The organism is Variovorax sp. PBL-E5, assembly GCF_901827185.1.
Taxonomy (GTDB): Bacteria; Pseudomonadota; Gammaproteobacteria; order Burkholderiales; family Burkholderiaceae_C; genus Variovorax.
Genome location: NZ_LR594673.1, coordinates 449,163 through 472,921 on the forward strand (window position 1 = coordinate 449,163; position 23,759 = coordinate 472,921).

Below are 23,759 nucleotides of genomic sequence, written 5' to 3' on the forward strand. Positions count from 1 at the left end.
TCCTTGTGGCGTGTACCTTGATGTGAGTCCATCGTAGGCAGGCGGTGTGCGGATGCGGTTCCGCACGTTGAAACTCACTGCGGCTTTTCGCGATTCAGCCGCGGTGCTTGCCCGCCAGCGCCACTTCCCAATCCAGGTAGTGCTGCATGGCCTCGACGTCGCGATTGAGGATCGCGAGATTGGCCAGGTCCTTCACGCGGCTCCAGGCGCTGGTACGGCCGGCTTCGAGCGGATGCTTCGCCTCGCGCCATTCATCGATGGATTCGTGCAGCACGCGGATGTGCGTGTAACCCAGGCCCTGCAGCGTCCGCGCGGCTAGTTGCGCCTGCTCGTGCGACGTGCCGCTGACCACGATGGGCGTGCCGCGAACGGCAATGCGCTGGGGCATCTCGATCTCGAGCCAGCCGCGGCTGATCCAGTGCGCACCGGGGATGTGGCGCTTGTCGAACCGGATGCTGGAGCCCAGGTCGAGGACGACGGGCTGCGCGTCGCTTTCGATTTCACGCGCGAGCGTTGCGGCATCGACGTACGGCGCGCGATCGGGCACGTGCAGCGTCGCGGCCGCGCCTTTTTCCACGCCATAGCCCGCTGCTTGCCATGCGGCGATGCCCCCTTGCAACACCTGCGCCCGCGAGTAACCCATGCGGCGCAGCCAGGAAGCCGTCACAGCAGCGCGCTCTGCGCGCAGGCTGACGACGATGATGTCGGCACGGTGCAGCGCGATGTGGTCGTCGGCGCATTGCACGAGCTGCCCGCCGGGCACGTGCTTCGCGCCTGGCACGTGCGCCGCCTCGAATTCGGCGGTGCCGCGCACGTCGAATAGATAGAAGTCGCGCGGCAGGTGCGCCATCCGTTCATGCAGCTCGTGTGACGTGGCACCGGCCGATTCGAACGGCGACGGCGTGGCCGCATCGGTGGACGGAACGTCCCGCCACTCGAAGCGGCGCAGCTTCGCAGGCGTCTCCACCTGTTTGCCATCGAGCAGCCAGCCCATCGTGCCGTTGCGCAGCGCGCGCACGTTGTCGACCCCGAGCTTGCGCAGCGTGGCGGCCGCCACCAGGCTGCGCGTGCGGCCCGCGCAATGCGTGACGATGGGGCGGCCCGTGGCCTTCAATTCGCTGGCGGCACGCACGAGGTCGCCGCCCGGCAGGTTCACCGCGCCCGGAATGCACCCGCGCAGGAATTCCGCGCCAGTGCGCACGTCGATGACGAGCGGCACAAGGCCCGCGTCTTCCAGCTCGCGCGCCAGTTCCTGCGCCGTCACTTCGGGCACACCATCTTCATGCAACAGGCTTTCGCCGAACACCTTGCTGGGCACGTTGGTGCCGCTGTGCACCGCGCCGCCCGCCGTCTGCCATGCCGCGATGCCACCTTCGAGCACGCGCACGTCCGTGTAGCCGAGCGACTGCGCCGTCTGGGCGGCCAGGCGTGCGCGCGCATCGTCCTCGCCGTACAGAACCACGCAGGCCGACGTGTCCGGCACGATCGCCGCCAGATCGCTCTCGATGCGCGCGCGCGGCAGCGGCGTCGCGCCGCCCAGATGCGCTTTCTCGTATTCGCCAAGGTCGCGAATGTCCAGCAAGGCGTGGTCGATCGTGAGCGCCTTCAGTTCCGGCGCGGTGATGGAGCGTGGGAAGGCCATGGGCTTTTGTTCGACAAGTTCAGTAGGCGCGTTCGACCAGCGGGCTCTTGCCCTTGTCGGTGACTTTCAGTTCGCCAGGTTTCACCAGCAGCACATTGGCCGTGAAACGCAGGCGCGAGCGGATCTCGGTAGCCAGCTCTTCCTTCAGCGCGATGAGCTCGCCCTCGCCGAGCGCCGCGTCGTGCTCCACCTTGATGTCCAGCGGCGACGCGGCGCGGGGCGGCGGCTCCTTGAGCACGATGCGCATCATCCCCGTGCAGCGCGGCACGAACGAGGCAACCACGCTGCGCACCGCCGCCGGGTACACGTTCACGCCGCGCACGATCACCATGTCGTCCGCTCGGCCGATGATGCGCACGCGCCGACCTTCGAAGCCGCATTCGCAGCGCGCGGTGTACACCTGCGCGACATCGCCCGTGTCGTACTTCAGCACGGGCCGCGCGCGGTGCTCCAGCGCCGTGGTCAGCACCTTGCCGATGGCGCCTTCGGTCACCTCCATCGGCGCGTGCGTCTGCGGATCGACGAGGTCGTCGCCCCAGATCATGTAGTCGGGCGTGAGCTCGTGCAGGCCGTGCGAATGCTCGCCCGCGCAGGAGATCGCCGCGCGCGCCCACCCGCCGCCCATGCCGTCGAAAAGCTGCGCGCCATACGCGTCCTGCACGCGTTTGCGCACGGCCGGGATGCTCGCGCCCGGCTCGCCGCTGCAGTAGATGCGTTCGATACCCAGCTCGCTCACGGGTTTGCCGAGCACCTGCGGTGCGCGCTCGATCAGGTGCTCCACCAGCGACGGCGTGCCCATGAGAAGGCGCGGGCGAAAGAGCTCGGCGAATTTCAACATGCGCTCGGCGCCTGCTTCGGCTCCTGCGGGAATGAGGTTGTAGCCGTTGTCCAGGAGGGCACTCGTCAGCGGTGCACCCATGGCCCACATGCTCATGCCGAAGCCGTGCAGCACGCGCTCGCCGGGCTTCATGCCCATCCACGCGAGCATGCGGCCCCACAGCATGCGCACATCCTTCAGGTCCTCGCGCGTGTAGAGGTAAGTGAAAGTCGGCTGCCCGGTGGAGCCCGAGGTGCCGCAGATGCACGCGACATCCGCCGGGTCGGCGCACAGGTGCATGCCCAGCGGATGCCCGAGCTTCGCTTGCGATTCTTCCTGGCTCTCGCGCTCGATCTGCTTGTTCATCAGCACCGGCAGGCACCGGAAGTCGCTCCACTCGCGGATGTCGCCGGGCTGCGCGCCCGCTGCCTGCAAGCTCGCGCGATAGAGGGGCGAACGCTCCCAGCAATAGGCAATCTGCTTTTGCAGCTTGCGCATGCGCAGCTCGTGCAGCGCATCGGGCGAGAGCGAAAGCGCCTGCGCGTGCACCCGGTCAGTTCCTGTGCGGCGCGTAGCCTTTGCCGAAGATTTCGCGCCCGATGTTGATCGAGTGGATCTGCGGCGTGCCGCCCGAGAAATACATGCCGCGCACGTCGCGCAGCATGCGCTCCAGCGGCAGCTCGCGCGTGTAGCCGTCGGCGCCGTGCGTCTGCAGCGCCACGTCGCAAGCCTCGAAGGCCGTGCGCGCGCCATACAGCTTGGCCATCGAGGCTTCCTTGGCCGAAGCGATGCCGTTGTCCGCGCCCCAGAGCGCGCGGTACGCCAGCCACCGGCCCGCTTCGATGCGTGTGTACTGCTCCACGATTGGGAACTGCACGGCCTCGAAGCGCGCGATGGGCTTGCCGAACACGACGCGCTTTTTCGCGTATTCGGTCGCCAGGTCGAGCGCACCCGTGGCGGTGCCCAGCGAGATCAACGCACTGACCGCGCGCGAGACGTTCCAGCGCACGAAGTTCATCGCCATGCCTTGGCCTTCTTCGCCCATCACGTTCGAGATCGGCACGCGCACGTCACGGAAATAGACTTCCGCGAGCTGGTGGGCACGCTGACCCATCTCGGGAATCTCCTCCCAGCTCACACCGGGGCGATTCGCCTCCACCTTGATGAGCGTCGTGGCATCTCGGCCGGGCTCGACTTCCATCGTCGCGCTCACCGCCAGCACCGTGGCGCCGGGCACCAGGCTCACGTGGCGCTTGGTGCCGTTGATGACGAGCTCGTCGCCGTCCTTGACCGCCGTCGTGCGGATCTGCGAGATGTCCGAGCCCGAGTCCGGCTCCGATGTTGCAAGTCCGATGATGTCTTCGGCGCGATTCACCGAAGCGCGCAGCCCGTCGCCCCAGCCGTGCAGCAAGTTGCCGAGCGTGTTCTGCATCGAGCAGATGATGGCGCAGCTCAAATCGACCTTCGCAATCTCCTCGACCGCCGCGCCGAGCGCGACATTGCTCGTGCCCAGGCCGCCCAGCGCTTTGGGCGAGATCACGCCCAGAAGCCCGATGCGGGCCATCTTGCGAAGCGTCTCGATCGGAAAGACCTCTTTGGCGTCGTTGGGAGCCGCGACGGGCGCGATCTCAGCGTGCGCGAATTCGCGAACGCGCGCGCGCAGTGCTTCCACGTCAGCGGGAAACTGAAAGCCCCACGGCATTTCGCCTGCATCGTTCGTCGTCATGGGCGCCGCCGTCACTGCATCTGCGCGGTTTTCGCGAGCGGGATGATCTCGTTCTCGTCCTCTTGCGCCAGCTTGGTCGCCTCCGCTGCACTGAAGAACACCGGCTCGGCGCCACCATCGCGAAGAATCTTCTGCGCGTGCGCATCGGTCTTGATCAGCTCGCACGATTTCGACAGGCGCTCCACCACCGCATCGGGCGTGCGCTTCGAGACGAGCACGCGCATCCATCCCTGCTTGAGCGCGGGCAGCCAGCCTTTGTCCTTGTAGCTGGGGATGCCGGGCAGATCCGCCAGGCGGTTCGGTCCCTGGATCAAAAGTACGCGCACCTTGCCCGCCTGCAATTGCGGGCGCCACAGCGCGTACGAGCCGCCCATCAGGTCCACCTGCCCGCCGAGCAGCGCGGTGATGGCGGGGCCGCCGCCCTGGTAGGGCACATGCAGGATCTCCACGCCGGCTTCACGGCGAAACAGCTCCATCGTCCAGAAGTGGCCCGTCCCCAGACCCGCAGTACCCCACGAGAGCGAGCCCGGCTTGGCCTTCGCTTCGGCGACAACGTCGTCCACCGTCTTGAAGCGCGAGTCGGCCTTCACGACGAGGCCGAGGTAGGGCGTGGTGGCTGTGCCGCACACCGTTTTGAAATCGGACAGCTTGTACGCCAGCCCCTTCGCAGTGACGACGGCCGAGACGAAATCGATCTCGGCGACCACCAGCATCGTGTGCCCGTCGGGCTCTGCTGCGAGCAGCGCCGTGCCCGCGATGGTCTGGCTCGCGCCGGACTTGTTCTCCACGATGACGGGCTGGCCCAGGTCCTTGCCCATCATCTCGCCCAGCACGCGCGCCGTGCGGTCCGCCGTGCCGCCAGGCGGGTAGCCCACGAGCATGGTGATGCGCTTGGTGGGGAATTCGCCCGCGGCCGTCGCCGGCATCGCCCCGAAAAGCGCCATCGAGAGAGCGATGACCGGCAACGCCAGCGCGAGCCGGCGCGCGTTGAAATTCAGCATGGCGATGTCTCCTGTTGGATGTTCCCAACCATCCTAGGCAGCAACACAGGCGCGGCGGTTCCGCACATCGAAACGCTCAATAGCGCCCGCCGCTCACGTGCATCAGGTCGCCGGTGACGTAACTCGCGCGTTCGGAGGCCAGGAAGACGACGAGATCCGCCACGTCCTCGGGCCGGCCCATGCGCGGGATGGGCGTATTCTTCTCCACGCTGGAACGCACGCTTTCGTAGTGGGGAAGCGCTCGCACCATCTCTGTGTCGATCAGTCCCGGCGCGACGGCGTTTACCGTCACTCCGTGTCTCGCGTTTTCCAACGACAGGGCGCGGGTAAACCCAATCAGGCCCGCCTTGGCCGCCGAGTAATTGGCCTGCCCGCGATTGCCCAGGTGCGCACGCGATGAGATATTGATGACGCGGCCCCAGCCCGCTTCGATCATTGCCGGCATCAGCGCGCGCGTGCACAGGAACGCGCCTTTGAGGATCACGTCGACCACCGCGTCCCACTCGCCCAGCGTCATCTTGGTGATGCGCGTGTCGCGTGTGAAGCCCGCGTTGTTCACGAGGATGCCCACCGGGCCGAGCGAAGCGGCCGACTCGGCCATTGCGGCGACCTGCGCCTCATCGGTGATGTCGCAGCGGATGGCGGTGCCGCGCTCGCGCAGCTGACTTGTCACGCGCTCCGCCGCCTCGATGTTGATGTCCACCACGGCCACGTGGGCACCTTCAGCCGCCAGCGCCCGTGCGATGGCCGCGCCGATGCCGTTGCCCGCGCCCGTGACGAGCGCCACCTTGTTCTTCAGCCCCAGGTCCATCGCTTCTTCCAGTGAAATCGGCGCTTGCTCGCCGTTGTGTTTCGCCCTGCGGTTCCCGCGCGGGCGGCCAGCATCGCATCCTCGCGCCACGGCGCCCGCAGCGGAAACCGCAGGGCGAAACTAAAGAGCAAGGAAGGCGAAGGATGGGCGATGTATTCGTCATCGGCGCGGCGGCGACGCCGCTGGGCAAACACCTGGACCGCACGGTGAAATCGTTGAGCGCGCAGGCTGTCGCGGACGCGCTCGCCGATGCGGGCGTCGAGCGCCGCGACATCGAAGCCGCGTGGTTCTGCAACACGCGCCAGGGCGTGCTGGAGGGTCAACACGGCATCCGGGGCCAGTGCTCCCTGCGGGCCGACGGGTTCGAGCGCCTGGCGATCTTCAACATCGACAACGCCTGCGCGAGTTCGACGGCCGGGCTGTACCAGGCCTATGCCGCCGTCCGCGCGGGCCTGGCCGACATCGCGCTCGTCGTCGGCGCGGAAAAGATGAACTACCCCGAGCGCCGCAAGGAGATGTTCGAGGCATTCAAGGGCAGCTGGGACCGCGACCTCGCCGACGCACACCTCGCCGCGCTGCTGGCGCTCGGCGAAGGCCTGGATGTGCCGGCGGGTGTCGAATCCGCGCCCGAGCGCTCGGTCTTCATGGACATCTACGCCGCGCAGGCGCGCTTTCACATGCGGCGCTTCGGCACCACGCCACGGCAGATCGCGAGCGTCGCCGCCAAGAACCACTGGCATTCGCAGTGGAACCCGCTCGCGCAGTACCGCACGCCGATGACGGTGGACGAAGTGCTCGCCGACAAGATGATCAGCTGGCCCATGACTCGCTCGATGTGCGCGCCGATGAGCGACGGTGCGGGCGCACTGGTCGTCGCGAGCGAGAAAGCCGTCCAGCGCCTGGGCGCCACGAAGCGGGCGGTTCGCATTCGCGGCATCGCGATCGCATCGGGTATGGCGCGCGCGCCGGACGACGACGAACATCACATCACCCATCTGGCCGCCATGCAGGCCTACGAGCGCGCGGGCGTGGGGCCATCGGACATTTCGCTGGCCGAGATGCACGACGCATCGGCCATCGCCGAGATCATCCACATCGAGCATGTCGGCTTCTGCGACACGGGCTCGGGCGGCGCGTTGGTGGAAAGCGGCGCGACACACCTCGGCGGGCGCCTGCCGATCAACGTATCGGGCGGCCTCTTGTCCAAGGGCCACCCCATCGGCGCCACGGGGGCATTGATGATTCACGACCTGGTCCGCCAGTTGCGCGGCGAAGCGGGCGCGGCACAGGTGAGTGGCGCGCGTCTGGGCCTGGCCGAGAATGGCGGCGGCTTCTACGGCGTCGAAGAAGCCGTGTGCGCGGTAACGATCCTCGAAGCGCCGTGACCACATTCGACCCCGGGGCGCTGCGTCGGTTCGACATCGAGCGCGTCGAGCACGAATGGTGTCCCCGCGACTGCGCGCTCTATGCCGTCTCGTGCGGCATGGGCCATGACCCGCTCGATGAATCGCAGCTTCGCTTTGCCGACGAAACACGCAGAGACCATGCCGCGCTGCCCTCGATGGCGCTCGTGCTGGCGTACCCGGGCTTCTGGCTCGCGCGGCCGGGCACCACGGCTGACCCCGCCCGCCTCATGCACGTCGAGCAACAGATCGAATGGCACGCGCCCATCGCCACGTCGGGCCGCGTGACGAGCACGACGTGCGTCACCGGCATCTACGACAAGGGCGCCGGCGGTCACGTCTTCATTCGCTCGGAGCGGGTGCTGCACGACGCCTCGGGAGCGGCGCTGGCAACGCTTGCGCAAACGCACCTGCTGCGCCAGGGCGGAGGCTTTGGTGGAGAGCCGCCGCCGAAGCCTGTCACGCGCAATGTTCCCGACGCGGCGCCGGCAGTCGAAGTGCACGTCGACACGCGCCCCGAACAGGCGCTGCTCTACCGATTGAACGGCGATCTCTTTGCGCTACACAGCAGCCCGCAACGCGCGCACGATGCCGGCTTCGAACGGCCCTTGCTGCACGGCATGTGCACGGCGGGAATTGCGATGCAGGTGCTGCTGCGCACGCTCGCGAAAGGCGAGCCTCGCCGATTCCGCCGGGTGAGCCTACGTTTTTCCGCGCCTGTGTTTCCCGGCAATCGGCTGCTCGTCGAAGCGTGGGACGACGGTTCGTTCCGGGTACGGGTGCCGCAGCGCGACGTCGTCGCGATCGACCAAGGCGTGTTGGAGCTTGCCGCATGAAGCCGCTGCAAGATGTTCGCGTCGTCGAATTCGAAGCACCCGGGCCGGTGACGTGGGCGGGAATGATGCTGTCCGACCTGGGCGCGCAGGTCACGCGCATCGCGCGTCCGTCGTCGGGCGGGCAACGGGCCGAGCCGCTGCTGCGCGGCCGCACGAACGTTGCGGCCGACCTGAAAGATGCAGCGCAGCGCGACGACGCGCTGCGCATCGTGGCTCAATCCGACATCCTGCTCGAAGGCCTGCGGCCGGGCGTGATGGAACGTCTCGGCCTCGGGCCGAAGGAATGCTTCGCGCAGCAGCCGCGACTCGTCTATGGCCGCATGACCGGCTGGGGCCAGACAGGGCCGTTCGCACAGGTGGTGGGACACGACATCAACTTTCTTGCGCTCACGGGCGCGCTGCATGCCATCGGCCCCCGCGATGCGCCCGCGGTGCCGCTCAATCTTGTCGGCGACTTCGGCGGTGGCGCGATGCTCCTGCTCGTCGGCGTCCTTTCGGCGCTCAACCCGGCACGAGCGCCCGGCGGCGAAGGCAGCGTCGTCGATGCCGCGATGGTGGACGGTACGCTCGCGCTGATGGCTTCGACATTCGCCCGCTTCCAGCAGGGCCACTGGATTGACGCGCGCGAAAGCAACTTGGTCGACGGCGGCGCACCGTTTTATCGCACGTACCGGACATCCGACGACAAATTCGTTGCGGTGGGCTCGATCGAGCCGCGCTTTTACGCCGCGCTGCTGAAGGGCCTCACCCTTGACGCCGCCACGCTCCCGGAGCAGAACGACCGCGCCCAGTGGCCGCAGCTGCACGAGTCTTTCGCGCAAGCCTTCGCATCGCACCCGCGACAACATTGGGTAAGCGTCTTCGCGGGGACCGAAGCGTGCGTGACGCCCGTGCTGTCGCTGGCGGAGCTTGCGTCCGATCCGCACCTGATCGCGCGGGGCAGCTTTGTTGAGGGGCAGGGGTTGCTGCAAACCGCGCCCGTGCCCCGGTTCTCGAAGGCGTCGGACGTCACAGACGGCTGAACTTACACTGCGCCCACCGGGGACGACGACGAAGACGGAGAGCAATCATGAGCGACGGCCTGTACGCCGTTGCGCTGGCTCTGTTGCAAGTTCTCCGCTCGGCCGAACAACTTCCTGAGTGCGTTGCGACGGTCAGGCCGAAAGCCGAGCATGGGCTTGGTGCGCGACTTCACGCCGCGATGGTCCTGCTCGACCATTTTGGAATGTCTGCGCTTTGCCCTTGCGTATACGATGGGACAACCCACTACGATGGCCTGCCGCCTACTCCAGCGCGCCACTTATGGAACTCCGCCAACTCCGTTATTTCGTGAAGGTCTGCGACCTGCGCAGCATGGGCCGCGCCGCCATTGAGCTCGGCGTGGTGACTTCGGCCTTGAGCCAGCAGATCAACCGCCTGGAGAGCGAACTCAGTACTCGACTGCTGCAGCGTGGCAGCACCGGCGTCAGCCCCACGGACGCGGGCGTGGCCTTCCTGCAGCAGGCCCAGCTCACGCTGCGCCATGCTGACGAGGCGGTGCGCGCGGCGCAGCAGGCGCGCTTGTCCGGCCATGTGAGCGTGGGCCTGGCGCCGACCACAGCCTCGGTGCTCGGCCTGCCGCTGATGCAGGCGATGCGTGCCCGTTACCCGGACGTACGGCTGCACTTGGTGGAGTCGCTGTCGGGCAACCTCGCCAGCATGCTGCAGGCACGCCAACTCGATCTTGCCGTGCTGTTCGAAGCCGCCACACCGCGCCGCTGGAGCATCGAGCCCTTGCTCGACGAAAAGCTGTTCCTCATCGCCGCCGCCACGCTGGCGCAGCGGCCTGCTGGCCTGCGTGTGCGTCTGTCCCAGCTCGCCGGCGTACCGTTGATCATGCCCAGCGCCGGCCATGGCTTGCGCGCCACCCTCACCGCCGCCTTTGCCCGCGCGCGCATCGTGCCCGACGTTGTGGCCGAGATCGACGGCCTGGCGCTGCTGATGGACGCCGTCCGCGCCGGCTTGGGCGCCACGATCCAACCTGGCGCCGCTGTCGCACGCCAGCCGGCGGACAATGTGCTTAGCAGCCAGATCACCGACGCCCATGTGGGCCGGCGCAACCTATTGGTCAGCCTGTCGGACGACGAACTGTCGCCGGCCGCGCTGGCCACCCGGGTGGTGATGGCCGACACCGCGCGCACGCTGGTGCGCGAGGGCCGCTGGGCCGGCGCAAGTCTTCTCAAAAACTGAACACCTGTTGCCCGATTCGGCCTTTCGCCTGAGGGACCCCCGGCCTAAAGTCTTCTGACGCACAAGGAGACAAGAAGTGAGCGATGAACAAGCCGAGGCAAAGATCGACGTACTGGTCATAGGTGGCGGCAATGCCGCGCTTTGCGCCGCGCTGATGGCGCGCGAGGCCGGCGCCAGCGTGCTGCTGCTCGAAGCCGCGCCCAAGGCCTGGCGCGGCGGCAATTCACAGCACACCCGCAACCTGCGCTGCATGCACAACGCGCCGCAGGACGTGCTCGTCGAGACCTACCTAGAGGAAGAATACTGGCAGGACCTCCTCAAGGTGACCGGCGGCCTGACCGACGAACATTTGGCCCGGCTGGTGATCCGCGCCTCGTCAAACTGCCGTGACTGGATGCGCGGCCACGGTGTGCACTTCCAGCCGCCGCTCTCCGGCGCGCTGCATGTGGCCCGCACCAACGCCTTCTTCATGGGCGGCGGCAAGGCGCTGGTGAATGCCTATTACCGCAGCGCCGAACGCCTCGGCGTGCAGATTCGTTACGAGACGCCGGTGGCTTCGGTGGAACTCGACGGCGACCGCTTCAAAGTGGTTCGCACCGAGGCCGGCGAACGTATCACCGCCAAAAGCTGCGTGCTCGCGGCTGGCGGCTTCGAGTCAAACCGCGAATGGCTGCGCGAGGCCTGGGGCCAGAACGAGCGCGGCGAATGGCCGACCGACAACTTCCTGATCCGCGGCACACGTTTCAACCAGGGTGTGTTGCTGAAACAGATGATTGATGCCGGTGCAGACGCTATTGGTGATCCGTCGCAGGGCCACATGGTGGCCATCGACGCCCGCGCCCCGCTCTACGACGGCGGCATCTGCACCCGCATTGATTGCGTGTCGTTGGGCGTGGTGGTCAACCGCGAGGCCCACCGCTTTTACGACGAAGGCGAAGACTTCTGGCCCAAGCGCTACGCCATCTGGGGCCGGCTGGTGGCGCAGCAGCCGGGCCAGGTGGGTTACTCCATCATCGACCAGAAGGCCATGGGCCGCTTCATGCCGCCAGTGTTTCCCGGCACCATCGCAGATACGCTGCCCGACCTGGCACGCCAGCTCGGACTGGACGAGGCGACTTTCCTGCGCACCATCGCCGACTACAACGCCGCCTGCCGCGTTGGCCGCTTCGACCACACCGCGCTTGACGACTGCCACACCGAAGGCCTCTCACCGGCCAAGACCCACTGGGCCCGGCCCATCGACACCGCACCCTTCTACGCGTATCCGCTGCGGCCCGGCATCACCTTCACCTACCTCGGCCTGAAGGTGGACGAAACCACGGCCGTGCGCTTCGGCGGCCGGCCCAGCCCCAACCTCTTCGTGGCCGGCGAAATGATGGCCGGCAACGTGCTCGGCAAGGGCTACGCCGCCGGCGTGGGCATGAGCATCGGCACCGCCTTTGGCCGCATCGCCGGCACCCAGGCCGCGGCCGCCGTCCTGAAGCAGAAACATGCAATCGCTTGAAGCCTTGGCACGCGAGGCCGTGTCACTCGCAGGTGGTCCGCGCCGCGTCATTCCCATTCCTTCGGCCGCTGAGACCGAGGTCGGCAGGCAGATGCAAATCTGCAATGCCTGCCGCTACTGCGAGGGCTTCTGCGCCGTGTTCCCGGCCATGACCCGCCGGCTCGAATTCGGCAAGGCCGACATCCACTTCCTGGCCAACCTCTGCCACAACTGCGGCGCCTGCCTGCATGCCTGCCAGTATGCGCCGCCGCATGAGTTTGCCGTTAACGTGCCTCAGGCTATGTCCGAGGTGCGCGGACAGACCTATGTGGACTACGCCTGGCCACCCGCACTCGGGGTGCTCTACCAGCGCAACGGGCTGACGCTGTCGCTAGCCCTCGCCGCGGCGCTGGCGTTGTTCTTGGCACTCGCCGCGCTGCTCAAAGGCAGCCTGTGGGGCGCGGCGCCAGGCGACAACTTCTACAGCGTATTTCCTCACAACCTGCTGGTGAGTCTGTTCGCCCCCGTGTTCCTGTTCGCCACGCTGGCGTTGGCCATGGGCGTGCGGCGCTTCTGGCGCGAAATCACGCCCGCCACCAGCGGCGCGCCGCTGAATGCGTACGCCGCGGCCGAAGCCAGCGACGCTGTGCTGCGTCTCAGGTACCTCGACGGCGGCCATGGCGACGGCTGCCACAACGAAGACGATGCCTACACGCTGGCACGCAGGCGCTTCCACCATCTCACCTTCTATGGCTTCCTACTGTGTTTCGCCGCCACCAGCGTGGCTACGCTCTACCACTACGCCTTCGGCTGGGCCGCGCCCTACGCCCTGCCCAGCGTGCCCAAGCTGCTCGGCGTGGTCGGTGGCATCAGCCTGATGCTCGGCACCGCCGGCCTGTGGCGGCTGAACCGCAAGCGCCATCCGCTGCATGGGGACCCAGCCCAAAAGCCGATGGACCTCGGCTTCATCGCCCTGCTGTTCCTCACCAGCGCCAGCGGCCTGGCCCTGTGGCTCGGCCGCGGCACACCCGCCCTGACTCTACTGCTGTGCCTGCACCTGGGCGCGGTGATGGCCCTGTTTGTCACGATGCCCTACGGCAAGTTTGGCCATGGCATCTTCCGCAGCGCTGCGCTGCTGCGCCATGCCGTGGAGAAGCGCCAGCCCAACCCTATCGGCCTTGGTGCGGACTGAACCACCCAACACGACAACCCCAAGAAGACTGCGATGAACAAACGACAACTTCTGCGCGCCATATCCCTGGCCGGCGCGGCTCTCTGCTTGGCCTGCCACGCGCAGGCCCAGGATTTCCCGCCGAAGAAACCCGTCACCCTGGTGGTGGGCTTCGCCGCCGGTGGCGCAGCCGACGCGGCGGCACGACTGATCGCCCGGAAACTCGGCGAGGACATTGGCCAGACCGTGATCGTCGAAAACAAGGCCGGCGCCGGCGGCAACATCGCCCACCAGCAGGTGGCCAACGGGCCGGCCGACGGCTCGATGCTGTTGTTCGGCTCCATCGGCCCGCTGACCATCGCACCGCATGTGATGAAGGTCAGCTACGACCCGTTCAAGGACCTGGCCGCGATCTCGGGCGGGGTGAACTTCCCCAATGTGCTGGTGGTGCACAAAGGCCTGGGCGTGAAGACCCTGGCCGAGTTCGTGGCCCTGGCGAAGAAGAAACCGGGCAGCGTCGACTTCGCCTCCACCGGTGCCGGCTCGGCTTCGCACCTGGCCGGGGAGCTGTTTAACCAGCGCGCCGGCATCGACATGGTGCACGTGCCCTACAAGGGCGGCGCCCCGGCCCTGCAGGACTTGCTGGGCGAACGCATCGCCTCGTATTTCTCGGCGCCGCCCACGGCGCTGCCGCACATCGAAGCCGGCAAGTTGATCCCGCTGGCTACCACCGGCCTGACCCGCCCGGCCTACATGCCCAACATCCCGACGGTGGCCGAGTCTGGTTACCCGGGCTTCGAAGCCCTTAACTGGTACGCCTTCGTGGCATCCGGCAGGACGCCTGTGGCCATCCTGGAGCGCTGGAACCAAGCCATCGTCAGGGTGCTGGCCGATCCCGGCGTGAAGGAGGCTCTGAACAAGCACGGCCTGACGCCGCAGCCGACCACCCGCGCCGAGCTCACCGACTTCATGAAAAAGGAAGACGCTAAGTGGAGCGCAATCGTGCGCGACCGCAAGATCACCGCCAACTGAATTCTTGGCGATGCGTCCAGGCGCATCGTGGGCTGGCGGGTCCGCAGTTCGATGCGCACGGACTTCGTGCTCGATGCGTTGGAGCAAGCGCTGTACGAGCGTCAACCCGAGCGCGATGGCAGCTTGATTTGTCACTCGGATCGCGGCTCGCAATACGTCAAACTCCGTGCGCCGCCTTCTGAGAGATCCATCTCCAGACCTTTTTCAACCCGCCATCGCTAACGTGACAAAGCCGTCGCCAGCGCTACCCCAAATACGCCTCCATCACCTCCGGTGAATTCCGCAGTTCGCTCGGCTTGCCTTGCAGCACGATCCGACCGCGCTTCAGGAAGTAGGCGTACTGCACCACCGACATCGCCACGGCCGCGTTCTGCTCGACCAGGAGCACCGTTTGGCCTTGGGCATGCAGGGCGACGATGGCTTCGAAGACGAGATCGACGATGGCCGGTGCCAGACCCATCGACGGCTCATCCAGCACGAGCACGTCGGGCCCGCTCATCATCGCGCGGCCGATGGCGAGCATCTGCTGTTCGCCACCGCTCATCAGGCCCGCCGTCTGCGTGCGGCGTTCCTTCAGACGCGGGAAGAGCTGGTAGACGCGGTCGAGATGTTTCGCGATGTGGTGGCGGCCCGCGTAGACCGACAGACGCAGGTTCTCCTCCACCGTCAGCGGCGCCGCAACCATCCGCCCTTCCGGTACGAAGGCCATGCCGAGGCGCACTACGCGGTGCAGGGACAACCGCGACAGCTCGACGTCGCGCAGCTTGACCGAGCCCTTGATCGGGCGGTGCAGCCCCATGATGCTGCGCAGAGTAGTGGACTTGCCTGCGCCGTTGGCGCCGAGCAGGGCCGCGAAGCCGCCGACCGGAACTTCCAGGCTGACGTCTTCGACCGCTCTGATCGCCCCGTAGCTAGCCGAGAGTCCCGAGACCGTCAGCATCGATTCGTTGCTTGCCAAAATAAGCTTCCTGTACCTTGGAATCCCTGATGCAATCGACCGGCTTGCCCACGGCGATCCGGCGACCGAAGTTCACCACCACGACCGAATCGCAGAAGTCGACCACCAGCTTCATGTTGTGCTCAACCATCAGGATGCTGAGCCCTTCGTCGCGCAGGCGATGGGTCAGCTGCCCGATCTCGTTGGACTCCTGCGGATTCATGCCGGCCGTCGGCTCGTCGAGCAGCAGCAGCACCGGGTCGGCGCCCAGCGCGCGCGCGATCTCGACGCGCCGCTGCTCGCCGTACGAGAGCGTCTCGGCCAGCGTGTCGGCCGCATGCGCCATGCCCACGCGTTGGAGCAGATGCATGGCCTTGTCTCGCAGTGCGCGCATGCGTCGCCGCGCGGCCGGCGTGTGCAGGAAGCTCGCGATGAAGGATGTGTCCCGCTTCAGGAAAGAGCCCGCGATCACCTGTTCGAGCGCCGTCAGCCCCGAGATCAACCGCACGTTCTGATAGGTTCGCGCCAGGCCCAGCGCGCCGATATCGTGCGGCTTCGCGCGGCTGACTTCGGTGCCCTCGAGACGGATGCTTCCGCTGTCGCACTTCAGCAGACCGCTGATGAGATTGATCACCGTCGTCTTGCCGGCGCCATTCGGGCCCATCAGTCCCGTGACCTTGCCGCGCCCCGCGGCGAACGAGAGCTCGCTCACCGCCGCGATGCCGCCGAAGGACTTGCTCGCCCGGTCGAGCTCGAGGATGGCGCTCACGATGCCCGGCCCTTGGCAGATCGCCGCATTCGCATCGCCCGCGGGTCGATCAGGCCGCGCGGCAGGAATACCATGATCAGCAACAGGAAGACGCCGTTGGCCACATCCTGAAGGCTCGGCACGATGAATTGCATGACGCTGGGCAGCACCGTGTAGACCGCCGCGCCCAACACCGGGCCGAGCCAGTGGTAGGAGCCGCCAAGGACGGTCGCCGCGATCATCGTGAACGCGATGCCCAGGAAGAAGGTGTCCGGCGAGATGTACTGCAGCAGCATCGCCATCGCCGCACCTCCGACGCCGCCGACGATGCCGCTGATGCCGAAGGCGATGAATTGCACTTTGCGCAAGTCCACGCCCATGCAGGCGGCCACCGAAGGGTCCTCGCGCAGCACGCGCGAGGCGATGCCGAACCAGGAGTGATACAGCGCATAGAAAGCCAGCACGGTGAGCACCAGGATGCCTGTGAGCCAATCCAGCGGCAGCGCCATCGGAATGCTGAGGCCGTTGACCCCACCGGTCAGCGTCGTCGCATTCAGCACGACCACGCGCGTGATCAGCACCAGTGCCAGGCTGGCGAGCGCCATCCAGTGGCTGTTGAGCCGCAGGAACACGGCCGCGACCAGCAGCGAAATGATCAGCCCCGCCAGTCCCGAGACGATGAAGACGACGGCGAGCGGCAGGCCCTTGATGACCATCTGCGCGCCGACGAAGCCGCCCATCGCGCCGAACACCACGGTGCTGAAGCTGAGGAATCCCGCGGACAGGACCACGTAGGTGCTGAGCGCGAACATCGCGTTCACCATGGCGAAGGCCACAGTGCTGCGATGCGCGGCCCAGAGATCGCTCAGGTTGTCCATTCGATCAGGCCCTCACGAAGCTGCCCTTGCCGAACAGCCCTTGTGGCTTGACCAGCAGGAAGATCAGAAGAAGCGAATAGGTGAAGGCATCGCGGTAGCTGGCCGAGAAGTACTGGCCGACGAACACTTCGAGGATGCCCAGGACCACGCCGGCGATCGCCGTGCCGCGCACATCGGAATAGCCTCCGACCACGACGGCCGCGAACCCCTTGAGCATCAGCCCCTGCCCGAGCGTGAACGACACGTTGGCCGTGAGCACGCCGCCCAGGATGCCCGCCGTGCCCGAGATGGCGCCCGAGAGCGCAGCCGTCAGCACGATCACGTAGCGGCTGTTGACGCCGCTCAGTGCGGCCGAAACCGGGTTCCAGCCGACGGCGCGGATGGCCGAGCCGACCGCCGAGCGCGTCATGAGCAGATGCGTGCCGACGGCCACCACCACCAGCGCCAGGATTGCGATGAGCTGCATCGCCGGCAGGGGCACCGGCTGGGTCAGCAGCATCTGGCCAGGGTAGCTCTGAGGCGGGAAGCTCAGGCTCTGTTGTCCGGTGGCGAAGCCGGCCAAGCTGTCGAGGATCATCCAGAACGCGATGCTCGTGATCAATGCGCCCAACATGTCGGCGCCGCGTGCGCGCAGCGGCTGGAAGCCCATCTGGTCCACGATCACCGCCACCGCAGCGGCGCCGCCCATGCCCGCGAGCATGATGAGCGGAAAGGGCAGACCCGCGCGCTCGGCCGCGATCAGCCCCGCGATCGCGGCCCAGCTCGCGTAGCAGCCCTGCGCTGCATTCAGGATGCCGAGCGTGGCGAACACGAGCCCGAAGCCGATGCCGAAAAGGCCGTACAGCGAACCCAGTGCGAGGCCGTTGAGGAGCTGAGAAGCAAAGAGCTCCATCGATCAGGGCTTCCAGCGCACGATCTTGCCTTCGGGCGACCAGGCGAGAAAGAGGTTCTGCTTGGTCTGGACCTGGCCATTGACCAGGTTCACGCCGCCGTAGACGTCGTCGCGGATCGTCGGCAGCTTGGCCATGGCTTCGGCGAGCTGCTCGCGCGTCGGCTTGCCGGAGAGTGTCTGCATGCCTTGCGCGATCAGCTGCATCGCGGTGAAGCCCTGCGCGGCGTACACGTCGGGATCGGCCCCGAATTTCTTGTTGTAGCTGGAGACGAAGGCCTTGCCGGCATCGCTGTCCGCCACGTCGGACGCGAACCCGACCGAGAAGGGGACGCCCGCGAGGGCCGGACCGACCTTCTTGAACACCGCGGCCGGCGAGACCGCTTCATTGGTGGCCATGCGCCCGGCCCAGCCGCGTGCGCGCACCGCAGCGATGAAGCTCGAGGCCGGAATCTGCGTCACGTAGACCATGATCAAGTCAGGCTTGTACGAGATCACCTCGGTGGCCTGCGCGGTGAAGTCGGTGTCCGCGCCGAGCGCGGTGACGACGCCGACGGTCTTCGCGCCGGAGGCTTCGAAGATTTCCCGGCTGGCCTTGTAGCGGGCCTGGAATGCATCGTTGTCGGACAGAACGAAGTAGGCCACGGTCTTCGGCTTCAGGACCTCGACCAGGTGTTTCGACAACGCGATCTCCTGCAGCCCCGGCAGGCCCGTGACGTTGTAGGCCCAGGGCAGCGACGGCAAGTTCGGCATCGTCGCGCCGTAGAAGACCAGCGGCACCTTGTTGGGCACGGCGATGGCCTTCAGTGCACCAGCGATGTTCGAGAAAATGCAGCAGCTCGTGGCGATCACGCTGCGGTCCGCGATGAGCTGGTTGTAGCCCTGGATGCTCTTGGCTACGTCGCTGCCGCCTTCGCGCTCGACGATCTCGAGCTTCGCGCCTTGGCCCATGCTGCCGGAGGCATTGATCTGTTCGACGGCCAGTTGCGCGCCTTGCGCATAGGAGATGCCGGCGAAGGCCACCACGCCGGTGCGGTCGGCAACGAAGCCGATCTTGTAAGTGCCCGGATCGACCGCCCAGGCGCTCGTGATCGCGCCGAGCGTGGGCAGCAGTGTCGCCGTGATGCGAAGGAGTTTCTTCAAGCTCATCATCTGTGATGTCTCCGTTGGGTTCGATGGAGGGGATGCGGGACTGAGGCCAGTCCTACTGCATGGGTGAAAAGAGCGTGGGCTTCAGGAGAATCGATTCGACTTCAACGAGCTTCGATTCCTGCGCTTGCTCGGAAGAGCCTTCGGCCCGAGGCAATTGATGCGCGGCGCGGTCGCGCAGCCAGTCGTCGCAGGACGAGAAGCTGAGCAGTTGCACGACCTCGTTCGGCTGCGGGGAAATGCCGGTCCACAGGCCAACGGTCCGCGACGATGAAGCCGTGTCAGCCTCTTCGCGCGACAGGGCTTCGTCGAGCCAGGGCTTCGCGTGGCCGGGACGGGCCCGGTGCAGGCGCAGCTCGAACAGACCGCCCGTCTCGGGTGCGCTCATCGGGCGCACCGGACCCAGGAGCCGGATGTCCTGACGCTGGAGAAGCGGAAGCACGGCGCCGCCGTATTCCTTCGTCCACCGATCGTTCTGCATCAGGATAGCGCGAAGCCGCGTGCGCTCGTCGAGGCTGTCGTAGCTCCACAGATGCCAGACCTGATCGAGCCGGCCGGTCTGGGCGATCCAGTAGCCGCAGCAGATGCCGAAATCGTTGCCCCGCACCGGGCGGCCGAGTACCTGCGCGAGATGCAGATAGGTCGGGAGCGCACCCGGATGGAAGGAATACGTCCGCATCTCAAACACCATGTTTCATCACTCCGGAAGCGCCTGGGCCCACGAGCGGCGCTCGCGTAGCTGCGGTCAATTTTGTATCCAATTACGGATGGCCAGATCCAGGGTTTCCCCTGTATCTCCTATGAACTTTATATTTTTGGCAATTTATCTTGGATCCATTTATTGACATTGCATCCAATCCATGTGAACCTCGCGTCATTGCCGCAGTGCTCCTGCAGCGGCTCAGAGGCCCTTGGCCGGCATCTAGCGAGAGGTCTTCCCGATGAATTTCCAATGCAGCGGACGGCGCGTTGTGGTGACAGCCGGCGCCTCCGGCATTGGCGCCGAAATCGCTTCAGCCCTGATCGAGGCGGGCGCGGCCGTGCACGTCTGCGATATCGATCGCGGCCGGCTCGATGCCTTCGCCGCGGCGCATCCGTCGGTGGGCGTGTCCCTGTGCGATGTAGCGGACGAGGCGGCAGTCGTGCGCATGGTGGACGAGGCGGCCGAGCGATTGGGCCGCGTCGATGCGCTGGTCAACAACGCCGGAATCTCCGGACCCACGTCCCCGATCGAGCTCACGCCCACGGACGACTGGATGCGCACCTACGCCATCAACGTGCACGGCAGCTTCTTCTGCACGCGTGCCGCGGTCCCGCATCTGCGCCGTGCCGGAGGCGGCTCGCTCGTCAACATCGCCTCGGTCGCCGGGCGCCTCGGCTTTCCGCTGCGTTCGGCCTATGTGGGTTCCAAATGGGCTTTGATCGGTTTGACCAAGACTTGGGCGATGGAGCTGGGCCCTTCGGACATCGGCGTGAACGCCATCCTGCCTGGCTTGGTGGAAGGTCCGCGCATCCGCTCGGTGATCGCTGCGAGGTCCCAGGCCACCGGTCGCAGCGAGGCCGACATCGAAGCCGGCTTCCTCGCCGATATCTCGCTGCGTCGGATGGTGAAGTCTTCGGAGGTGGCGGCGCTCGCCGTGTACCTGTTGTCGCCGGCCGGCCGCAACATCAGCGGCCAGACGATCAGCGTCGACGGCAACTTCGAGGTCATCCGCTGATGGGACCCGACAAGGTTCCCGCGAGCGCGCAGGAGAGCGACGCCGAGTCGCTCGTCTATCGCAGCGTGCGCAAGCGGATCGTCGATGGCGAATATCCGGGCGGCACGCATTTGTCGACCGAGTCTCTCGCGAGCTCGCTCGGCGTGAGCCGCACCCCCGTACGCGGCGCGCTGCGGCGGCTGCAGGCGGAAGGCTTGGTCGAGCTGCATGTCAACCGCGGCGCTTTCGTCGCCTCGTGGACCCGCACCGATGTGGACGAGGTGTTCAACCTGCGCGTGCTGCTCGAAGGCCACGCCTGCGAGCACGCGGCCATGCGCATCGGGCCGGAGGCTATCGCCCGCATGCAGGCGCTGTGCGCGTCGATGGACGGGGTGGCCGCCGCATCGGCAGCCGGACGGTCCGACAAGCTGACGGCGCTCAACGAGGAGTTCCATCGCCTGATCCTGCAAGAGTGCGGGCAGCCGCGATTGGCGAATATCGTGAAGACGCTGGTCGACCTGTCGATGGTCATGCGCACCTTCGCAGCCTATAGCCGTGAAGAGCTGATGCGCAGCATGGACCATCACCGCGAACTGGTGGCTGCCTTCCGCAGCCACGACCCGGGTTGGGCAGGCTCGGTCATGCGGAGCCATTTGTCTGCCGCGCACCAAGTGACCCTGCGCTCGCAGTTCATCGCCGATGACACTCGCGCCGCGACACCGCGGACCCCGACCGGGATCGCGAAGGCCACCGGCTCGTTCAAAAGGAGTTGAAAGTGGCCAAATGGATCAAATCGTCCGATTTCATCGCATTCGCGGTCGAACGCAAGGTCGCGCGCATCACGCTGAACCGGCCGGACAAGCGCAACGCGCTGCATGAGCCGATGATGGTCGAGCTGCATGCCGCGTTGCTCGAGGCCGACGATCTGGTGGACGTGAATGTCATCGTGCTCGACGGTGCCGGCAAGGACTTCTGCGCCGGCTACGATTTCTCGAACGTCTACAGCGGCGGCGTCGATGCCGACAAGGCGGCCGAGGCAGCACGCTATCGCTCGGTTGGCGATACGCTGGACGACGATGCCTGGCAGCTCGAGCGCACGCAGGCGCTCACAGCGGTGCTGTTCGACATCCACAAGCCGGTCATTGCGAAGGTGCACGGCAACTGCCTGGCCGGCGGCACCGACCTGGCCTTGATGTGCGACATGGTGATTGCGTCCGAGGATGCGCGCATCGGCTTTCCGGCCACGCGCGCCAACGGCACCGCGCCGAACAACATGTGGTTCTATCACGTGGGTCCGCAGTGGGCGAAGCGGCTGTTGCTGAGCGGCGACTGCGTCTGGGGCCGCGATGCCGCGCGCATCGGCCTGGTTATGGATGCGGTGCCCGCCGACAGGCTCGATGCGGCGGTCGACGAACTCGCCAATCGCCTCGGCTTCGTCGACCACGAGCTGCTGACCACGCAGAAGCGGATCGTCAACATCGCGATGGAGCTGGCCGGTGCGCGGTCGCTGCAGCGCATGGCCGTCGAGATGAACGCGCGCTCGCACACCGCCAACGGCCCTCGTCGCGCGCAGTTCGCGAGCGACCTCACGCAGCACGGGCTCAAGGTGGCCCTGCGCAACCGGGACGAGCCTTTCGGCGATGGCATGGTGACCCTGCATGCAGCCGCGGGACGCTCAGCCGGAGAGAGCGTATGACGGCTAGCGCCATCTGGCGCAGCATCCCGCACCTGCTGGAAGACGCGGTCGAGCGCCACGGCACGGCGCTGGCCGTGGTCGAGGGCGATCTGCGCCTCAGCTATGCCGGCCTCGGCGAGCAGGTGCAGCGCGCCGCGCGCGGCCTGCGCGCGCACGGCGTGCAACCGGGCGATCGGGTCGCGATCTGGGCGCCGAATGGATGGCGCTGGATCGTCGCCGCACTGGCAACGCAGAGCCTGGGTGCGGCCATCGTCCCGCTCAACACGCGATTCCGCGCCGACGAGGCCGGCTACATCGTCGGCCGCGCGCGGCCCAAGGTGGTGTTCGTGCACCGGCATTTCCTCGACACCGACTACGAGGCCATGCTGACCCAGGGTTGCACCGGCCTGCAGTACGAGGTGGTCAGCCTCGACGACGTGCCGCTGGACAAGGGCATCAGCTGGTCGCAGCTCGTGGCCGACGGCGAGTCCGTATCCCCGGAAGAAGTGACGGCGATCGCCCGCGCCGTGAAGGCCGACGACGTCTGCGACGTCATGTTCACCTCGGGCACCACCGGCCATCCAAAGGGCGTCGTCGGCCGGCACGGTCAGGTGCTCAGGGCCTTCCACGATTTCGGCCGCCTCGGCGGCTTCCGGCAGGGCGACCGGCTGATGCTGGTCAATCCCTTCTTCCACGCGCTGGGCTACAAGCTGGGTTGGCTGCTGTCGATCCTGATGGGTGCCGTGACTTACCCGATGGCGGTCTTCGATCCGAAGCAGGTGCTGTCGCTGGTCGAGCGCGAGCGCATCACGATCCTGCCGGGCCCGCCGACGATCTATTTCGCACTGCTGGCCGAGCCGGGTCTCTCGCAGACGGATCTGAGCTCGTTGCGCGCCTGCGTGACCGGTTCCACCACCTTGCCTCCAGCATTGATCGACCGCATCCGCGTCACCTTCGGCTTCGAAACCATGTTGACTGGCTATGGTCTGACCGAATGCTCCGGCCTCGCGACCATGACCCGGCCGGGCGACGAGACGCGCATCCTGTGCGAGACGAGCGGGCGCGCCATACCCGATTGCGAGGTCGCCATCTTCTCCACCGACGGCAGGCAACTGCCCGCGGGCGAGTCAGGCGAGATCCGCGTGCGCGGCTACGTCGTGATGGACAGCTATTTCGAGGATCCCGAGGCGACCACGAGCACGCTCACGCCCGATGGCTGGCTGCTCACCGGCGATCTCGGATCACTGGACGAGCAGGGCAACCTGCGCATCGTCGGCCGGCTCAAGGACATGTACATTGCCGGCGGCTTCAATGCCTATCCGGCCGAGATCGAGAACATGCTGCTGCAGCACGAGGACGTGGCGGAAGTCTCGGTCATCGGCATCCCGGACGAGCGCCTGGGCGAAGTCGGTCTGGCCTTCGTCGTGCGCCGCGCTGCTGCCGATCCGACGGAGGCCGATCTCATCGAATGGGCGCGAGGGCGCATGGCCAACTACAAGGTGCCGCGCGTCGTCCGCTTCGTCGACGAGCTGCCGAAGAACGGGAGCGGCAAGGTCCTCAAGACCCGGCTGCGCGAGATCGCCGCCGAGCACTGAATCGACTCCCTCGCTCTCAACAACCACCAACCTCAAACGC

The 23,759-nt window shown here is 66.7% G+C and carries 22 protein-coding genes and 1 pseudogene; 12 read left to right on the plus strand and 11 right to left on the minus strand.

The window, feature by feature from the left end:
* Positions 1–94: 94 nt before the first annotated feature.
* From WDLP6_RS34105 to WDLP6_RS34125, 5 genes are all read right to left on the minus strand, one after another.
* Positions 95–1,642: a rhodanese-like domain-containing protein gene (locus WDLP6_RS34105; RefSeq protein WP_162595694.1), complete on the minus strand. Its 1,548-nt coding sequence runs from the start codon at positions 1,640–1,642 to the stop codon at positions 95–97.
* Between the two features lie 19 nt (positions 1,643–1,661).
* The gene (locus WDLP6_RS34110; protein WP_162595695.1) at positions 1,662–3,008 is read right to left on the minus strand and encodes a phenylacetate--CoA ligase family protein; all 1,347 of its coding nucleotides are present in this window, start codon (positions 3,006–3,008) and stop codon (positions 1,662–1,664) included.
* Between the two features lie 4 nt (positions 3,009–3,012).
* The gene (locus WDLP6_RS34115; protein ID WP_162595696.1) at positions 3,013–4,185 is read right to left on the minus strand and encodes an acyl-CoA dehydrogenase family protein; all 1,173 of its coding nucleotides are present in this window, start codon (positions 4,183–4,185) and stop codon (positions 3,013–3,015) included.
* Positions 4,186–4,196: 11 nt separating this feature from the next.
* A complete protein-coding gene (locus WDLP6_RS34120; RefSeq protein WP_162595697.1) occupies positions 4,197–5,186 on the minus strand; it encodes a Bug family tripartite tricarboxylate transporter substrate binding protein in 990 nt (329 codons plus the stop codon).
* 76 nt (positions 5,187–5,262) lie between these two features.
* Complete coding sequence (locus tag WDLP6_RS34125; RefSeq protein ID WP_162595698.1) at positions 5,263–5,997, minus strand: SDR family oxidoreductase; 735 nt, start codon at positions 5,995–5,997, stop codon at positions 5,263–5,265.
* A 143-nt stretch (positions 5,998–6,140) separates the two neighbouring features.
* On the opposite strand from WDLP6_RS34125, the gene WDLP6_RS34130 reads away from it, so the two are divergent.
* The 8 genes and pseudogenes from WDLP6_RS34130 to WDLP6_RS34165 all read left to right on the plus strand — a co-directional run.
* Positions 6,141–7,382, plus strand: coding sequence for a thiolase family protein (locus tag WDLP6_RS34130; RefSeq protein ID WP_162595699.1), 1,242 nt, complete (start codon positions 6,141–6,143; stop codon positions 7,380–7,382).
* Complete coding sequence (locus WDLP6_RS34135) at positions 7,379–8,236, plus strand: MaoC/PaaZ C-terminal domain-containing protein (RefSeq protein ID WP_232077716.1); 858 nt, start codon at positions 7,379–7,381, stop codon at positions 8,234–8,236. The genes WDLP6_RS34130 and WDLP6_RS34135 overlap by 4 nt, the downstream gene beginning before the upstream one ends.
* Positions 8,233–9,258, plus strand: a complete 1,026-nt coding sequence (locus WDLP6_RS34140; protein ID WP_162595700.1) for a CaiB/BaiF CoA transferase family protein — start codon at positions 8,233–8,235, stop codon at positions 9,256–9,258. Before WDLP6_RS34135 ends, WDLP6_RS34140 begins: the two co-directional genes overlap by 4 nt.
* Positions 9,259–9,538: 280 nt before the next feature.
* On the plus strand, positions 9,539–10,465 hold the full coding sequence (locus WDLP6_RS34145) for a LysR substrate-binding domain-containing protein (protein WP_162595701.1): 927 nt from the start codon (positions 9,539–9,541) through the stop codon (positions 10,463–10,465).
* A 103-nt stretch (positions 10,466–10,568) separates the two neighbouring features.
* The gene (gene tcuA / locus WDLP6_RS34150) at positions 10,569–11,969 is read left to right on the plus strand and encodes an FAD-dependent tricarballylate dehydrogenase TcuA (RefSeq protein WP_162595817.1); all 1,401 of its coding nucleotides are present in this window, start codon (positions 10,569–10,571) and stop codon (positions 11,967–11,969) included.
* Positions 11,956–13,140 carry a tricarballylate utilization 4Fe-4S protein TcuB gene (gene tcuB / locus WDLP6_RS34155; RefSeq protein ID WP_162595702.1) on the plus strand — a complete coding sequence of 395 codons (1,185 nt, stop codon included), beginning with the start codon at positions 11,956–11,958 and terminating at the stop codon, positions 13,138–13,140. The genes tcuA and tcuB overlap by 14 nt, the downstream gene beginning before the upstream one ends.
* A 33-nt stretch (positions 13,141–13,173) precedes the next feature.
* Positions 13,174–14,151, plus strand: coding sequence for a Bug family tripartite tricarboxylate transporter substrate binding protein (locus tag WDLP6_RS34160; protein WP_162595703.1), 978 nt, complete (start codon positions 13,174–13,176; stop codon positions 14,149–14,151).
* Between the two features lie 15 nt (positions 14,152–14,166).
* Positions 14,167–14,319, plus strand: a pseudogene (locus tag WDLP6_RS34165) (DDE-type integrase/transposase/recombinase); the annotation flags it as partial.
* Between the two features lie 76 nt (positions 14,320–14,395).
* On the opposite strand, the gene WDLP6_RS34170 reads toward WDLP6_RS34165, so the two are convergent.
* From WDLP6_RS34170 to WDLP6_RS34195, 6 genes are all read right to left on the minus strand, one after another.
* The gene (locus WDLP6_RS34170; protein WP_162595704.1) at positions 14,396–15,091 is read right to left on the minus strand and encodes an ABC transporter ATP-binding protein; all 696 of its coding nucleotides are present in this window, start codon (positions 15,089–15,091) and stop codon (positions 14,396–14,398) included.
* A complete protein-coding gene (locus WDLP6_RS34175) occupies positions 15,063–15,857 on the minus strand; it encodes an ABC transporter ATP-binding protein (RefSeq protein ID WP_162595705.1) in 795 nt (264 codons plus the stop codon). Before WDLP6_RS34175 ends, WDLP6_RS34170 begins: the two co-directional genes overlap by 29 nt.
* The gene (locus WDLP6_RS34180; RefSeq protein WP_162595706.1) at positions 15,854–16,714 is read right to left on the minus strand and encodes a branched-chain amino acid ABC transporter permease; all 861 of its coding nucleotides are present in this window, start codon (positions 16,712–16,714) and stop codon (positions 15,854–15,856) included. The genes WDLP6_RS34175 and WDLP6_RS34180 overlap by 4 nt, the downstream gene beginning before the upstream one ends.
* Positions 16,715–16,718: 4 nt before the next feature.
* Complete coding sequence (locus WDLP6_RS34185; RefSeq protein ID WP_162595707.1) at positions 16,719–17,606, minus strand: branched-chain amino acid ABC transporter permease; 888 nt, start codon at positions 17,604–17,606, stop codon at positions 16,719–16,721.
* 3 nt (positions 17,607–17,609) lie between these two features.
* On the minus strand, positions 17,610–18,746 hold the full coding sequence (locus tag WDLP6_RS34190) for an ABC transporter substrate-binding protein (protein ID WP_162595708.1): 1,137 nt from the start codon (positions 18,744–18,746) through the stop codon (positions 17,610–17,612).
* A 61-nt stretch (positions 18,747–18,807) separates the two neighbouring features.
* Entirely contained in the window at positions 18,808–19,431 is a 624-nt protein-coding gene (locus WDLP6_RS34195; RefSeq protein WP_162595709.1) for an NIPSNAP family protein, read from the minus strand.
* 262 nt (positions 19,432–19,693) lie between these two features.
* Between WDLP6_RS34195 and WDLP6_RS34200 the strand changes: the two genes are divergently transcribed.
* From WDLP6_RS34200 to WDLP6_RS34215, 4 genes are read left to right on the plus strand one after another with little or no spacing between them, the layout of a single operon-like run.
* Positions 19,694–20,470, plus strand: coding sequence for an SDR family oxidoreductase (locus tag WDLP6_RS34200; protein ID WP_162595710.1), 777 nt, complete (start codon positions 19,694–19,696; stop codon positions 20,468–20,470).
* Complete coding sequence (locus tag WDLP6_RS34205; RefSeq protein ID WP_162595711.1) at positions 20,470–21,222, plus strand: GntR family transcriptional regulator; 753 nt, start codon at positions 20,470–20,472, stop codon at positions 21,220–21,222. Before WDLP6_RS34200 ends, WDLP6_RS34205 begins: the two co-directional genes overlap by 1 nt.
* Before the next feature lie 2 nt (positions 21,223–21,224).
* Entirely contained in the window at positions 21,225–22,145 is a 921-nt protein-coding gene (locus WDLP6_RS34210) for a crotonase/enoyl-CoA hydratase family protein (RefSeq protein WP_162595712.1), read from the plus strand.
* Entirely contained in the window at positions 22,142–23,719 is a 1,578-nt protein-coding gene (locus WDLP6_RS34215) for a FadD3 family acyl-CoA ligase (RefSeq protein ID WP_162595713.1), read from the plus strand. The genes WDLP6_RS34210 and WDLP6_RS34215 overlap by 4 nt, the downstream gene beginning before the upstream one ends.
* Positions 23,720–23,759 lie beyond the last annotated feature (40 nt).